Annotated in this window: 13 protein-coding genes; 11 read left to right on the forward strand and 2 right to left on the reverse strand. The window is 60.1% G+C overall.

Going from position 1 to position 13,867, the window contains the following annotated elements; translation table 11 throughout:
* Positions 1 to 220 precede the first annotated feature (220 nt).
* Genes ACZ25R_RS02415 through ACZ25R_RS02435 form a run of 5 tightly spaced genes read left to right on the forward strand, consistent with a single transcriptional unit; the run spans position 221 to position 5,605 of the window.
* Positions 221 to 1,237 carry a TRAP transporter substrate-binding protein gene (locus ACZ25R_RS02415; protein WP_472459917.1) on the forward strand — a complete coding sequence of 339 codons (1,017 nt, stop codon included), beginning with the start codon at positions 221 to 223 and terminating at the stop codon, positions 1,235 to 1,237.
* Between the two features lie 11 nt (positions 1,238 to 1,248).
* Entirely contained in the window at positions 1,249 to 3,150 is a 1,902-nt protein-coding gene (locus tag ACZ25R_RS02420) for a TRAP transporter large permease (RefSeq protein WP_472459918.1), read from the forward strand.
* Positions 3,150 to 3,953 carry an SDR family NAD(P)-dependent oxidoreductase gene (locus ACZ25R_RS02425; protein WP_472459919.1) on the forward strand — a complete coding sequence of 268 codons (804 nt, stop codon included), beginning with the start codon at positions 3,150 to 3,152 and terminating at the stop codon, positions 3,951 to 3,953. The genes ACZ25R_RS02420 and ACZ25R_RS02425 overlap by 1 nt, the downstream gene beginning before the upstream one ends.
* Positions 3,946 to 4,803 (forward strand): PCC domain-containing protein, encoded by an 858-nt coding sequence (locus ACZ25R_RS02430; protein WP_472459920.1) that lies wholly within the window; start codon positions 3,946 to 3,948, stop codon positions 4,801 to 4,803. Before ACZ25R_RS02425 ends, ACZ25R_RS02430 begins: the two co-directional genes overlap by 8 nt.
* A gap of 34 nt (positions 4,804 to 4,837) precedes the next feature.
* A complete protein-coding gene (locus tag ACZ25R_RS02435) occupies positions 4,838 to 5,605 on the forward strand; it encodes an SDR family NAD(P)-dependent oxidoreductase (protein WP_472459921.1) in 768 nt (255 codons plus the stop codon).
* 12 nt (positions 5,606 to 5,617) lie between these two features.
* Here the strand turns inward: ACZ25R_RS02435 and ACZ25R_RS02440 are convergent, their stop codons facing one another.
* Positions 5,618 to 6,664 (reverse strand): LacI family transcriptional regulator, encoded by a 1,047-nt coding sequence (locus tag ACZ25R_RS02440; RefSeq protein WP_223614869.1) that lies wholly within the window; start codon positions 6,662 to 6,664, stop codon positions 5,618 to 5,620.
* A 350-nt stretch (positions 6,665 to 7,014) separates the two neighbouring features.
* On the opposite strand from ACZ25R_RS02440, the gene ACZ25R_RS02445 reads away from it, so the two are divergent.
* The 6 genes from ACZ25R_RS02445 to ACZ25R_RS02470 all read left to right on the forward strand — a co-directional run bounded on the left by ACZ25R_RS02445 (position 7,015) and on the right by ACZ25R_RS02470 (position 13,201).
* Positions 7,015 to 8,259 carry an ABC transporter substrate-binding protein gene (locus ACZ25R_RS02445; protein WP_472459922.1) on the forward strand — a complete coding sequence of 415 codons (1,245 nt, stop codon included), beginning with the start codon at positions 7,015 to 7,017 and terminating at the stop codon, positions 8,257 to 8,259.
* 75 nt (positions 8,260 to 8,334) lie between these two features.
* Entirely contained in the window at positions 8,335 to 9,228 is an 894-nt protein-coding gene (locus tag ACZ25R_RS02450) for a carbohydrate ABC transporter permease (protein ID WP_463013175.1), read from the forward strand.
* 2 nt (positions 9,229 to 9,230) lie between these two features.
* Positions 9,231 to 10,127: a carbohydrate ABC transporter permease gene (locus ACZ25R_RS02455; RefSeq protein WP_403182564.1), complete on the forward strand. Its 897-nt coding sequence runs from the start codon at positions 9,231 to 9,233 to the stop codon at positions 10,125 to 10,127.
* Between the two features lie 50 nt (positions 10,128 to 10,177).
* Positions 10,178 to 11,278 (forward strand): ABC transporter ATP-binding protein, encoded by a 1,101-nt coding sequence (locus ACZ25R_RS02460; RefSeq protein ID WP_472459923.1) that lies wholly within the window; start codon positions 10,178 to 10,180, stop codon positions 11,276 to 11,278.
* A 22-nt stretch (positions 11,279 to 11,300) separates the two neighbouring features.
* Entirely contained in the window at positions 11,301 to 12,047 is a 747-nt protein-coding gene (locus tag ACZ25R_RS02465) for a sugar phosphate isomerase/epimerase family protein (protein ID WP_472459924.1), read from the forward strand.
* Positions 12,048 to 12,061: 14 nt separating this feature from the next.
* Positions 12,062 to 13,201, forward strand: a complete 1,140-nt coding sequence (locus ACZ25R_RS02470; RefSeq protein WP_472459925.1) for a Gfo/Idh/MocA family protein — start codon at positions 12,062 to 12,064, stop codon at positions 13,199 to 13,201.
* Between the two features lie 58 nt (positions 13,202 to 13,259).
* On the opposite strand, the gene soxR is transcribed toward ACZ25R_RS02470, so the two are convergent.
* Positions 13,260 to 13,730, reverse strand: coding sequence for a redox-sensitive transcriptional activator SoxR (gene soxR / locus ACZ25R_RS02475; protein WP_464664546.1), 471 nt, complete (start codon positions 13,728 to 13,730; stop codon positions 13,260 to 13,262).
* Between the last annotated feature and the right edge of the window lie 137 nt (positions 13,731 to 13,867).

Below are 13,867 nucleotides of genomic sequence, written 5' to 3' on the forward strand. Positions count from 1 at the left end.
TCCCACACGCATTTTGATCCATATTGTGGATCATTTTGTTGTTCTATTGAACTATGGCATAAAAAATATTGCAAGATGCCAGCATTTGTTTATGGTTTTATCCAATTCAAGGAGGAATTGCATTCTATAATATGGACCTATGATTTGAACCGATGCGATGGAGGTTGCTTCGTTCAATGAGTTCCAGGGGAATGCGCCATGCTGTTCGGGAGGAAATCACATGAACAATCTGTCACGCCGCCAGGTCCTGGCCGGCACCGCTGCAACGCTGGTTGCCAGCCCCTTCATCATGCGGCGTCCCGCCCATGCGGCCGAATTTTCCTATAAATACGCCAACAACCTGCCGGTGTCTCATCCGATGAACATCCGGGCGCAGGAAGCCGCCGACAAGATCAAGGCGGAAACCGGCGGCCGCTTCGAACTGTCGATCTTCCCGTCGAGCCAGCTTGGCTCCGATACGGATACGCTCAGCCAGCTGCGTTCCGGCGCGGTGGAATTCTTCACGCTGTCCGGTCTGATCCTCTCGACACTCGTTCCGGCCGCATCGATCAATGGCATCGGCTTTGCTTTCCCCGACAGCGCCACCGTCTGGAAGGCGATGGATGGCGATCTCGGCGCCCATGTGCGCAAGCAGATCGAGAAGTCCAATCTCGTCGCCATGGAAAAGATCTGGGACAACGGCTTCCGCCACATCACATCGAGCATCAAGCCGATCACCACACCGGATGATCTGAAGAACTTCAAGATTCGCGTTCCGGTCAGCCCGTTGTGGACATCCATGTTCACCGCTTTCCAGTCATCCCCCGCCAGCATCAACTTCAACGAGGTGTACTCCTCGCTGCAGACCAAAGTTGTCGAGGGGCAGGAAAACCCGCTCGCCATCATCTCGACGGCCAAGCTCTATGAAGTGCAGAAATACTGTTCCCTGACCAGCCACATGTGGGACGGATTCTGGTTCCTGTCGAACCGCCGTGCCTGGGAAGCCTTGCCCGATGATATCAGGACCGTCGTTGCCAAGCATATCAACGCCGCCGGCCTTGCCGAACGCGACGATGTGGCCAAGCTCACCGAAACCCTGCAGGCCGATCTGAAAACCAAGGGTCTTGAATTCAACACGCCGGACCCCGTGCCCTTCCGCGATGCCTTGCGCAAAGCAGGCTTCTATTCCGAATGGAAGGCCAAGTATGGCGAGGAGGCCTGGGGTCTTCTGGAAAAAGTCGTCGGCCAGTTGGCATAGGGGCGAACCCGATGGCAGGGCTCAGACTGACCGAAGGCGCCGTGGCGGCGGAGGGCGAAAGCATTCTTTCTCCCCCGCCCCGCAATGACCACTCCATCGCATCGAAACTCGACCGGCTGCTTGGCCATCTCGTCGAGTTTCCCGTGGCAATCCTCGTTGTTGCCGAGGTGGTCATCCTGTTTGCCGGCATCATCGCCCGCTATGTCGTACACCAACCGCTGATCTGGTCGGATGAACTGGCATCGATCCTGTTCCTGTGGCTTGCCATGCTGGGTGCCGTGGTAGCATTCCGGCGCGGCGAGCACATGCGCATGACGGCGCTGGTCGGCATGATGAACCCGCAGCGCCGGGCGTTTTTCGATGTCATCGCCATTGTTGGCGCAATGGCATTTCTCCTGTTCATCGTCTACCCCGCCTATGACTATGCCCACGAAGAAACCTACATCACCACGCCGGCCCTGGAGATAACCAATGCATGGCGCGCGGCGGCGTTGCCCGTCGGTGCCGGACTGATGATCGTCTCGGCGCTTATCAAACTCTTTCAGGTGTCGAACCTGCGGCATGTGGTGACGGCGATTGCCCTTATCGGCGTGCTGACGCTTGTCTTCTGGCTGCTTGGCCCTTCTTTGAAGCCGCTGGGCAACATCAATCTGCTGATCTTCTTCGTCGGTGTCGTCGCAGCCCTCGTTCTCAGCGGCGTTCCCATCGCCTTTTCCTTCGGTCTTGCCACCTTCGGCTATCTCGCCCTGACGACGAATGTGCCGATGATCGTGGTCATCGGACGCATGGATGAAGGCATGTCGCACCTCATTCTCCTCGCCGTGCCGCTCTTCGTGTTTCTCGGCGTGCTCATTGAAATGACCGGCATGGCGCGCGCCATGGTGCAGTTTCTGGCAAGCTTGCTGGGGCATGTGCGCGGCGGCCTGTCCTACGTGCTGATCGGCGCGATGTATCTGGTCTCCGGCATATCGGGCGCCAAGGCCGCCGACATGGCCGCCGTCGCGCCGGTGCTCTTCCCGGAAATGAAGGCCCGCGGTGCCAAGCCGGGCGATCTGGTTGCCCTGCTTTCGGCCACCGGCGCACAGACGGAGACCATTCCGCCCAGCCTCGTGCTCATCACCATCGGCTCGGTCACCGGCGTGTCCATCGCGGCGCTGTTCACCGGCGGCCTGCTCCCCGGCGTTGTCCTGGCTGTGATGCTGTGTTTCGTCGTCTGGCGGCGCTACCGCCATGAGGACCTGTCGCATGTCACGCGCGCCACCGGTAGGCAGATCGGTCGGGCTTTTGTCATCGCCCTGCCTGCCCTGGCGCTTCCCTTCATTATCCGTGCTTCCGTCGTCGAGGGTGTGGCGACGGCAACGGAAGTATCGACCATCGGCATTGTCTACTCCATCGTGGCGGGGCTTTTCATCTACAGGCAATTCGACTGGGCACGGCTGAAGCCGATGCTGGTGGATACTGCCTCGCTTTCCGGCGCCATCCTGCTGATCATCGGCGCGGCGACCGGCATGGCCTGGGCATTGACGCAGTCCGGCTTCTCGCGCGAACTTGCCGCAGCCATGACGGGCCTGCCCGGCGGCCCCATCACATTCCTTGCCGTTTCGATTGTCGCGTTCATCATTCTCGGCAGCGTTCTGGAAGGCATACCCGCCATCGTGCTCTTCGGCCCGCTGCTGTTTCCCATTGCCCGGCAGGTCGGCGTGCATGAGGTGCACTACGCCATGGTCGTGATCCTTTCGATGGGCATCGGCCTTTTCGCCCCACCCTTTGGCGTCGGCTATTATGCGGCCTGCGCCATTGGCAGGGTCAATCCCGACGAGGGCATGCGGCCCATCTGGGGCTATCTCGCCGCCCTTATTCTCGGCATCATTCTCGTGGCTGCCGTCCCGTGGATTTCGATTGGCTTCCTCTGATGACTGAACGACTGAAAGATAAAATCGCGATGGTTTTCGGGGCAGGCTCGTCCGGCCCCGGATGGAGCAACGGCAAGGCTGCCGCTGTCGCCTATGCGCGGGAAGGTGCAACCGTCGTTTGCATCGACCTGCAACAGGAAGCCGCCAAGGAAACGGCAGCAATCATTGCGGCGGAAGGCTTTTCCGCCATGGCTGTTACCTCGGATGTCACCAGCAGCGCTTCCGTCACAGAGGCCGTGGACACCACGATCGAGCGCTATGGCCGGATCGACATCCTGCACAACAATGTCGGCGTCGCCACAGCGGGCGGACCGGAAGACCTCGATGATGAAAAATTCCGGATGTCGCTCGATATCAATGTCGGCTCGGTGTTCCGCACCGCCAAGGCCGTCCTGCCGCATATGAGGGCGTGCAACTCCGGGGCGATCGTCAATATTTCCTCGCTGGCGGCCATCCGCTGGACCGGCTATCCCTATTTCGCCTATTACGCGGCCAAGGGCGCGGTCAACCAGGCGACCGTGGCGCTTGCCCTGCAATACGCACCGCACGGCATCCGCGCCAATTGCATCATGCCCGGCATGATCGATACACCGCTGATCTACAAGCAGATTTCCGGCAACTACACATCGAACGAAGAGATGGTTGCCGCGCGCAATCGCCTCGTTCCACTGGGGCAGATGGGCAGTGCGTTCGATGTCGCCAATGCCGCCGTCTTTCTTGCCTCAGACGAAGCAAAATTCATCACGGGTGTCTGCCTGCCCGTCGATGGCGGACAGAGCTGTTCGGCGGTGGTCGGTGCCTGAGCGCCGGTTGCAGCAACCCGGCCCGGCGGCCGCGGAACGGTTCGAGAGTTTCACCGGCACCGGGCGTACATTCAGCTTTGCGCTCCAGCCGGGTCTCAGCCTCAACGACGCCATTGCCATCCCGCTGGCCGCCGCCAATCTGCGCGCCGCATCGCTTGTCATCGAAGGCGGCGCTTTTGCTCCGTTCCACTATCTCATGCCGGCACTCTCGACCGATGGTCTTCATGCAGCATGGTACAGCGAACCCTTCGCACCGGCAGGCGAAACCGTGATGGAACGGGGCAATGTCACGTTCGGCGAGCGCGACGGCGCAGCCTTCATCCATTGCCACGCCACCTGGATCGAACCGGATGGCAGGCGTTGCGCCGGCCACATCCTGCCGCACGAGACAATCGTCAGCCGGCCGATCCGCGCCACGGTGTGGGGTGTCGAGACCATCCGCATGGTGTCGGAGCCGGATGCGGAAACGGCATTCACCATTTTCCATCCCGTGCCGGTCAGCGCACCTGCGGCCGACGACGCCGGTCCGCGGACAATCATCGCCCGTGTCCGCCCGAACGAAGACATCACCGGCGCGCTCGAAGCGATCTGCCGCAAGCATGGCTTTGCCGGGGCGCATCTGCGCGGCGGCGTCGGCAGCCTGATCGGCGCCCGATACGCGGATGGCGGCCGCGTCGAGGATATCGCGACGGAAGTGTTCATCACCGGAGGGTTTGTTTCGGCAGATACCAGCAGGACCCGCATAGAGATCACCATGGTCGATACCGGAGGCGGCATCACCCGCGGCGATCTTGTGCGCGGCGACAATCCCGTCTGCATCACCTTTGAACTGTGTCTGGAAGAGGCCTGACCACCTCTTCTTCCGCAACAGAGAGGACCACGTCATGACGACATTCGATAGCGGCGAGCGCACCGCCCTTGTCACCGGCGGCGCATCGGGGATAGGCCTTGCGACGGTCCATGCCCTGGCCAGCGACGGCTGGAAGATTGTCGTTGCTGATCGAGACGTGAAGGAAACGGTGAAGGGAGACCTCGGCAAGGCCCATCCCGGCCGCATCCGCTTTGCCCAGCTCGATGTCACCGACGAGCATGCGGTCGAGGCACTCATGGCGGAGACGGAAGCAGGGTTCGGTCCGCTCAGGGGGATTGTCTGTTCGGCGGGGATCGGCCGCGATACGCCGTTCTTCGATACCACGGCGGACATGTTCCGGCAGATCCATGAGATCAACGTCATCGGCACATTTCTGGTCACGCAGGCCGGTGCGCGCATCATGGCGGCAAGCGGCGGCGGCGCCATCGTCAATCTCGCCTCGATCTCCGGCATGCGCGGCAATATCGGGCGGGCGGCCTACGGCGCGTCAAAGGGGGCGATCATCAATCTGACCCAAGTGATGGCGGTCGAACTTGCGCCCTACAACATCCGCGTCAATGCCATTGCGCCCGGCCCGGTTGAAACACCCCTGGCCGCCGCCGTGCATACGCCTGAAATACGCGAGGGCTGGAGCAAAACAGTGCCGCAGCGGCGTTACGGCCAGCCGGAGGAAATCGCCAGCACGATCGCCTTTCTGCTCGACGAAAACCGTTCAAGCTATGTGACGGGCCAAACGCTTGCCGTCGACGGCGGCTTCACGGCCGGTGGCCTCATCGGCTAGCAAACCGCTGGCTTACTCGGCCTCCGGGTAGCTCAGGCTTTGCAACTGCGTCGGGTCCGCTCCTTCGATGCGCCGCAACACGGCCCGGGCAAGTTCGCGCCCGGCATGCCGCACATCTTCGTTGAACACAATGATTTCCGGGCGGAACCATTGCAGGAAATGCGTCGTCTGCTTCGACACCAGATCGATGTCCCGGCCAAGTTTCATGCCCGTTGCCTCGATGCCCGCGACAACAGCGACCGTCAGGCCGCCGGTGCAGCAGATGATGCCATCCGGCGGATTGGGCTGGCGCATGAACATTTCCGTCCGGTTGCGCACGTCGTCCAATGAAATGCTGCCATTCCAATGGTCGAGCATAACGGGCACTGCCCCGCTTTCCTGCAGGCCCCGCCTGAAACCATCGTCGAGATGCCAGTAATAGGTATGGGCCGGGCCCGGCCCGGCAACCATGGCGATCCGGCGGCGCCCGCGCTCAACCAGGCTTTTCACCGCCGCATAGGCATAGGCTTCGTTGTCGAAATCGTGGAACGGATGCTCGATACCCATTCGCGTCCGCCCGTGCGTGGCGAAGGGAAAGTGATGATCCGTCAGATAACGCACGCGCGGATCGGACGGCTGGGTCTGGGACATGATGATCCCGTCAGCCGATCCGGTTTCAATGATGTAGCGGATGGGCTGCATCGGATCGTTCTCGGGCGAGTACGGCGTCACGATGAGATGGTATGGCGTTTCAGCCAGGACTTCGGATATGCCGTAGACGAGATTGGAGGTCAGCCCCATGATCTCGCTCTGCGCATTGAGCACCAGACTGATCACATTCGTCTTGCCGGTCCGCAGACGCACACCCGCGCGATTGGGCCTGTAGCCGATCTGCTTGGCGATCAGCTGCACCCGGGTCTTGGTTGCCTGCCCGATTTCAGGCGCATCCTTGAGCGCGCGTGAAACGGTCGTCACCCCGAGCCCGGCCATGAACGCGATGGTTTTCAGCGTCGGCCTCTCGCCGTCCGCGAGCGCCGCCACTTTTTCCCCGTCGTCAGGGTGATGCTGCTTGTCGTTCATGTCAATTCAACCGGTTAACCGAAACCTGCCTCCTGTATGGACCCGCGAAGAGCGATCTTCAAGATACCTTCTGCAACTTTCTGTATCGTTTCAGATTCCATGCAAATTCAAGGAACGTCCATGCCTATTAGACCAAGTGATTAGATTGATATCTCCCATATTTCGAGAAAATTTCGAAAATCCAAAGGCTGCGTATGTGACAAAAATTAGCATAATGATTTGTTTTTATTGCATATATTTATCGGCCCTGTGGATTATGTCGATGATCGAAAAAAATCGGATGCGCCTGATTGCCTCATTCAAAGTTTTCAATTACCGTACCTGTAACGTTTCAGATTTGGGAGGATACGATGCGTTACCGGACATCTCTGGCCATTTTGGCTGCATCCACATTGTTATGGACAACCGGCATGGCCGGCGCCGTGGACCTTGAGGTCACCCATTGGTGGACTTCGGGCGGCGAAGCGGCTGCGGCCAGGGTGCTTGCCGAATCCTTTGACAAACAGGGCGGCGACAAATGGGTTGACGGCGCCATTGCCGGCAGCGGCTCGACAGCAACCCCGATCATCGTCAGCCGCATCCTGGGCGGCAACCCGATGGGCGCAACCCAGCTCAATACGGGCCGCGACGCGGAAGACCTGGTCAAGGCCGGAATGATGACCGACCTCTCGGAACTTGCGGCCAAGGAAGGCTGGGCTGATTTCATCCGCCCCGCAAAGCTGCTCGATGCCTGCAAACATGACGGCAAGATTTACTGCGTGCCGGTCAACATCCATTCATGGCAGTGGATGTGGATCAATCCCAATACCTTCAAGGATGCGGGTCTGCCTGTTCCGGCGAACTGGCAGGAATTTGTTGCGGCGGCGCCCAAGCTGAAAGAAAAGGGTATCATCCCGCTCGCCACCGGCGATGCTTGGCAGGTCACCGGCATTTTCAACGTCATGATCCCCTCGCTCGGCGGCAAGGACCTGTTCCTGAAGGTCTATCAGGACAAGAATGCCGAAGCCGCCGCCGGTCCGGAAATGAAGGCGGTGTGGGAAGCGTACGCACAGGCCCGCAGCCTGGTCGATCCCGGCTATGTCGGCCGCTCCTGGAACGAGGCAACCACGCTCGTCATGACCGGCAAGGCCGGGGCACAGGTGATGGGCGACTGGGCGCAGGGGGAATTTGGTGTAGCCAAGAAAGTTGCCGGAACCGATTATGACTGCCTGCCCGGGCTGGGCGGCAACGCCATTCTCGATACGGGCGGCGATGCCTTCTACTTCCCCAAGAACCAGAACCCCGAGGTGACCAAGGCGCAGCTGAAGCTGGCGAGCCTGCTTCTTTCCAGGGAAACGCAGGTTGCCTTCAATCTGGCCAAGGGCTCGCTGCCGGTGCGCGGCGATGTCGATCTGGAAGCCGCCAATGCCTGCATGAAAAAGGGCATCGAGATTCTGAAAAAGCCGGAAAACATCCTGCCGTCGCTGAACCAGAACCTGACCGCGGACACCAAGGGGCAGATCGAGGATCTGACCAAGGAGTTCTTCGCCGACGCCCACATGTCCGTCGATGATGCGCAGGCGCGCTTCGTCGCTATCATCAAGCAAGCCCAGTAGAACCGACCTTCCTCCAGGCACCCCGCCGGTCGCGCAAGCGATTGGCGGCCGTGCAGAGAGCTGACGGAGAACGCCATGAGTTCCACCGCGCGTCCCAACACATTGTTCAAGAACCTGAACGCCAAGGTTGCGGCTCTGCCGATGATCGCAACCGTTCTGGTGGTCTTCATCGGCTGCACGCTGTGGACTGTCGTTTATTCCTTCACCGCGTCGCGGGCGCTGCCGGAGCTGACATTCGTCGGGTTCGACCAGTATACCCGCCTCTTCAACACGCCGCGCTGGAATATCTCCGCTGTCAACCTTGCGATCTTCGGCGTCTTCCTGCTGTTCTTTTCATCGGTCATCGGCTTCATTCTCGCGGCGCTGATGGACCAGAAAATCCGCTTCGAGAACACGTTCCGCACCATCTTTCTCTATCCCTATGCCCTCTCCTTCATCGTCACGGGGCTGGTCTGGCAATGGATACTCACGCCGACCTACGGCATCCAGCGGGTAGTGCGGGATCTCGGCTTTGAAAACTTCACCTTCTCGATCCTGAACGACCAGCGCTACGCCATTTATGCCATCGTCATTGCCGGCCTCTGGCATGGTACCGGCCTTGTCATGGCGCTGATGCTGGCAGGCCTGCGCAACATCGACGAGGAAATCTGGAAGGCCGCGCGGGTCGACGGCATCCCGATCTGGAAAACCTATCTCTTCATCATCATTCCGATGATGCGCCCCGTCTTCATCACCACCATTGTCCTGATCGCCGCCGGTATTGTCCGCGTCTACGACCTCGTCGTCGCCCTGACCGATGGCGGCCCCGGCAATGCCAGCGAAGTACCGGCCAAATATGTCTACGAATTCATGTTCCGCCGCGCCAATCTCGGACAGGGCCTTGCCGCGTCCACCATCATGCTGACCACCGTTCTCATCGTCCTCATTCCCTGGGCTTTGATGGAATTCCGCGAGGGCAAACGCAAATGACCATGGCAAGCCAGACCGCCGCCGAACCGCGCGGCAAACGTCCCACGACGACCTTCGCGCCGTCGACAATCATGATCTATGGCGTCCTGCTGGTGGCCGCGATCTACTACCTGCTGCCGCTCTACGTGATGATCGTCACCTCGCTGAAGGGCATGCCGGAAATCCGTCTCGGCAATATCTTCTCGCCGCCGGTGGAAATCACCTTCCAGTCGTGGAGCACAGCCTGGGACAGCGCCTGTACCGGCCTCTACTGCGAGGGCCTGAAGGTCGGGTTCATGAACTCGGTGAAGATCACCATACCGAGCGTCATCGCTTCGATCCTCATAGCATCGGTCAATGGTTATGCCCTGGCCAACTGGCGCTTCAAAGGTTCGGAGGTGTTTTTCAGCATCCTCCTGTTCGGCGCCTTCATTCCCTATCAGGTGATGCTGTATCCGCTCGTGATCATCACCCGCAATCTCGGCATCTTCGGAACGCTGACCGGCGTCATCGTGATCCACACCATCTTCGGCATGCCGATCCTGACCCTGCTGTTCCGCAACTACTTCGCCTCGCTGCCGGCGGAACTCTTCAAGGCGGCCCGCGTCGACGGGGCAGGTTTCTGGCGCATCTTCTTCCAGATCATGGTGCCGATGTCCGCGCCTATCTTCGTCGTCGCGATCATCCTGCAGGTCACCGGCATCTGGAATGACTTCCTCTTCGGTGTCGTCTTTGCCGGCACGAAAAACGTGCCGATGACGGTGCAGCTCAACAACATCGTCAACTCGACGCAGGGCGTCAAGGAATACAACGTCAACATGGCAGCCACCATCCTCACCGGCCTGGTGCCGCTGCTCGTCTACTTCTTCTCAGGCAAATATTTCGTCAGGGGCATTGCCGCTGGCGCCGTCAAAGGATGATCGCGGATGCAGCCAATCTTTCTACAACAGTTTCACGGGAGCGGATCGGTATGACCCAGCAGAGCCCCAGCGTTTCGATCAAGGATCTTTCGCTCAACTACGGTTCGGTGAGCGTGCTCAAGGAGCTCAATATCGACGTGGCCGATGGCGAGTTTCTCGTGCTGCTCGGACCATCGGGCTGCGGAAAATCAACCTTGCTCAACTGCATCGCTGGATTGCTTGAGATCTCGGATGGGCAGATTTTCATCAAGGACAAGAACGTCACGTGGAAGGAGCCGAAAGATCGCGGCATCGGCATGGTGTTCCAGTCCTATGCGCTCTATCCGCAGATGACGGTCGAGAAAAACCTTTCCTTCGGCCTGCGGGTAGCGGGCCTGCCCAAGGCGGAGATCGACAAGCGGATCGCCAATGCGGCGGATATTCTGCAGATCGGGCCGCTCCTGCAACGCAAGCCCGGCGCGCTTTCCGGCGGCCAGCGCCAGCGCGTCGCCATCGGCCGTGCCCTGGTGCGCGACGTCGACGTATTCCTGTTCGACGAGCCCCTGTCCAATCTGGATGCCAAGCTGCGCTCGGAGCTGCGTGTCGAGATCAAGCGCCTGCACCAGAAGCTCGCCAATACCATGATTTACGTCACCCACGACCAGATCGAGGCCCTGACGCTGGCGGACCGCATCGCCGTGATGAAGGGCGGATTGATCCAGCAGCTGGACGAACCGCTCACCATCTACAACAAGCCGCGCAACCTGTTCGTCGCCAGTTTCATCGGCTCGCCGTCGATGAATTTCCTCAAGGGCGAGATTGCAGAGAAGGATGGCAAACCCGTCTTCCGTATCGCCGACCTTGATATCTCCCTGGAAAACTACGTGGCACAGGAATCCCTGCAGATCGGGCGGTCCGTCATTTTCGGCCTGCGTCCCGAGCACATTGCGCTCAGCGATCAGCCCGGCCCGGCAGGCCGCTCATGCCAGGCGATCGTCGATCTCGATGAGCCCATGGGCGCCGACAGCCTTGTCTGGCTGAAAGTCGCCGGCAAAGCCGTGTCGGTGCGCGTGGATTCCGGCCGCCGCTACCAGAACGGCGAAACCGTGCACCTCACCTTCGATCCAGCCCTCGCCTCGCTTTTTGACTCCCAGACTGAAGACCGCATCTGACAAACCTTATGGAGTACTGACCGTGACTGACTTTTCCTACCAGCTCTACAGTTCCCGCAACTTTCCCCCGCTCGATAGAATTCTTCCGATCCTGCAGAAGAATGGTTATGCGCAGGTGGAAGGTTATGGCGGGCTTTACGCGGATGCAGCGGCAACCCGGACCGCGCTCGATGCCCATGGCCTCACCATGGCATCCGGCCATTTCAGTATCGACCTCCTGGAAAACGAGCCGAACAAGGTGCTCGACATAGCCGGAACGCTGGGCATGAAAGCCATCTATTGCCCGCATCTGGCCGTCGAGCAACGCCCCTCGGACGCGACCGGCTGGTCGGATTTCGGCAGGCGGCTTGAGGCGGCTCATGCAACCTACCGCAAGGCAGGGTATCTCTTTGGCTGGCACAATCATGATTTCGAGTTCAAGGCACTGGCTGACGGCTCGATCCCGCAGAAGCTCATCCTCGATGCCGCGCCGAGCATTTCCTGGGAGGCGGACATCGCCTGGATCATCCGCGGCGGCGCGGACCCGTTCCGGTGGATCCGGGATTACGGCTCCCGCATCAGCGCCGTTCACGTCAAGGACATCGCACCGGCTGGCGAAAACACCAATGAAGACGGCTGGGCGGATGTCGGTTACGGCACGGTCGACTGGAAAGCACTCTTTACAGCGCTGAAGGGCACACCGGCCCGGTATTTCGTCATGGAACACGACAACCCGTCGGATGACGAACGGTTTGCCCGCCGTTCCATCGCCACGGTCAAAGCATTCTGAAGAAAGACAGCATCATGGCAAAAACACTTGGTATTGGCATCATCGGCGCCGGCAACATTTCCGCCACCTATCTGAGGCTCGGGCCCCTGTTCAAGGGCATCGAAATCCGTGCCGTCGCTGACCTGAACAAGAAGGCGGCGGAAGCGCGCGCCAAGGAGTTCGGCATCGAGGCACGCAGCATCGACAAGCTGCTTGCAAGCGATGACATCGACCTTATCGTCAACCTGACGGTGCCGGACGCGCACTTTGCCGTCTCGCACCAGATCCTGTCGGCCGGCAAGCATCTCTATTCGGAGAAGCCGCTGACCCTGTCGCTCAAGGATGGCCTTGAGTTGCAGAAACTCGCCAACAAGAAGGGGTTGAAGGCCGGCTGCGCGCCGGACACCTATCTGGGCGGTGCGCATCAGCTGGCGCGCAAAGCGGTGGATGACGGCCAGATCGGCACGATCACATCGGGAACCGCCCATGTCATGAGCCACGGCATGGAGCACTGGCATCCCAACCCGGACTTTTTCTTCCGTCCGGGCGGCGGCCCGATCCTTGACCTCGGCCCGTACTACATCGCCAATCTCATCAACCTGATCGGACCGGTGAAGCGGGTGGCCGCCCTGACATCGATGGCTACACCGACCCGCACCATCACCAGCGAACCGCGCCGGGGTGAAACCATCGCGGTGACGACACCGACCACCATTCAGGCCCTGCTTGAATTTGCCAGCGGCGCGTCCATCACCCTGTCGGCAAGCTGGGATGTCTGGGCGCATCATCATCCGAACATGGAGCTCTACGGCACCGATGGCTCGCTGTTCCTGCCTGATCCGAATTTCTTCGGCGGCGATGTCAAACTGGCCAAGCCGGGCAAAAAGGCGAAATCACTGAAAAGCTGGGCGCATCCTTTCGGTATTCCCAACCAGAAGCATTCCGTCGGCATGATGGCCAATTACCGCACGGCCGGGCTGGCGGACATGGCGGCAGCGATTCTCGAGGGCCGCGATATCCGCTGCTCCATCGACCGGGCGCTGCACGGTGTCGATGTCATGGTTTCGATCCTGCGCTCCGGCGAAGAAAACAAGTTCATCGACATCAAGACCAGCTGTACCCGCCCCGAAGCACTTGGGATCAAGGAAGCCAAATCCCTGCTGAGGAAGAAATAAGCCTCCCAAGGCTGTTCACCCCCTCTGCCCCGTGCGGCAGAGGGGCCCGCCCCGTGCTTTAATCGGCGCTTGGTGCTGGATCCAGCAATCGCGGCCCCGGTCCTTGCTCCGACAGCTCATCCCAGGGGTTGCGCAAGGGGCATTCCTGCATTGACAGGCAACCACACCCAATACAGCAGTTCAACTGATCGCGCAGGCCGATCAGTTTGTTGATCCGGTCATCCAGATCCGCCTTCCAGCCTGCCGAGAGCCGCCGCCAGTCCGCGGGCGTCGGAGCCCGTCCCTGCGGCAGGGTCGAGAGGGCTTCGGCAATCGATGCCAGCGGTATGCCCGTCCGTTGCGCCACCTTGATGATGGCAACACGCCGCAGAACTTCGCGCGAGTAGCGGCGCTGGTTGCCACGGTTGCGTTCGCTGTGAATAAGGCCCTTGCTCTCGTAGAAATGCAGCGTCGAAACCGCCACGCCGCTGCGTGCCGCCACTTCCCCCACCGTCAACTGCCTGTGCCGCTCACTTGGTTTGATTGTCATCCGCTCAATCCATACCTTAAGATTACTTCAGGTTTATAGCGGCCTCCGCAAACTTTGTAAAACTTGCGTACAAGTCGCTTTCATACTGGACATCACATGCGGGAGAGGTTCCTCTAGCCGTTCCCGAGATTGCCAGC

It is taken from the genome of Phyllobacterium sp. RCAM01083 (assembly GCF_055685835.1).

What these genes read in the sequence shown, in the direction of transcription:
- ACZ25R_RS02420 (WP_472459918.1), top strand. Translation starts at nt 1,249, where the DNA reads ATGGCAGGGCTCAGACTGACCGAAGGCGCCGTGGCGGCGGAGGGCGAA.
- soxR (WP_464664546.1), bottom strand. Translation starts at nt 13,730, where the DNA reads ATGACAATCAAACCAAGTGAGCGGCACAGGCAGTTGACGGTGGGGGAA.
- ACZ25R_RS02450 (WP_463013175.1), top strand. Translation starts at nt 8,335, where the DNA reads ATGAGTTCCACCGCGCGTCCCAACACATTGTTCAAGAACCTGAACGCC.
- ACZ25R_RS02470 (WP_472459925.1), top strand. Translation starts at nt 12,062, where the DNA reads ATGGCAAAAACACTTGGTATTGGCATCATCGGCGCCGGCAACATTTCC.
- ACZ25R_RS02455 (WP_403182564.1), top strand. Translation starts at nt 9,231, where the DNA reads ATGGCAAGCCAGACCGCCGCCGAACCGCGCGGCAAACGTCCCACGACG.
- ACZ25R_RS02440 (WP_223614869.1), bottom strand. Translation starts at nt 6,664, where the DNA reads ATGAACGACAAGCAGCATCACCCTGACGACGGGGAAAAAGTGGCGGCG.
- ACZ25R_RS02445 (WP_472459922.1), top strand. Translation starts at nt 7,015, where the DNA reads ATGCGTTACCGGACATCTCTGGCCATTTTGGCTGCATCCACATTGTTA.
- ACZ25R_RS02435 (WP_472459921.1), top strand. Translation starts at nt 4,838, where the DNA reads ATGACGACATTCGATAGCGGCGAGCGCACCGCCCTTGTCACCGGCGGC.
- ACZ25R_RS02460 (WP_472459923.1), top strand. Translation starts at nt 10,178, where the DNA reads ATGACCCAGCAGAGCCCCAGCGTTTCGATCAAGGATCTTTCGCTCAAC.
- ACZ25R_RS02415 (WP_472459917.1), top strand. Translation starts at nt 221, where the DNA reads ATGAACAATCTGTCACGCCGCCAGGTCCTGGCCGGCACCGCTGCAACG.
- ACZ25R_RS02425 (WP_472459919.1), top strand. Translation starts at nt 3,150, where the DNA reads ATGACTGAACGACTGAAAGATAAAATCGCGATGGTTTTCGGGGCAGGC.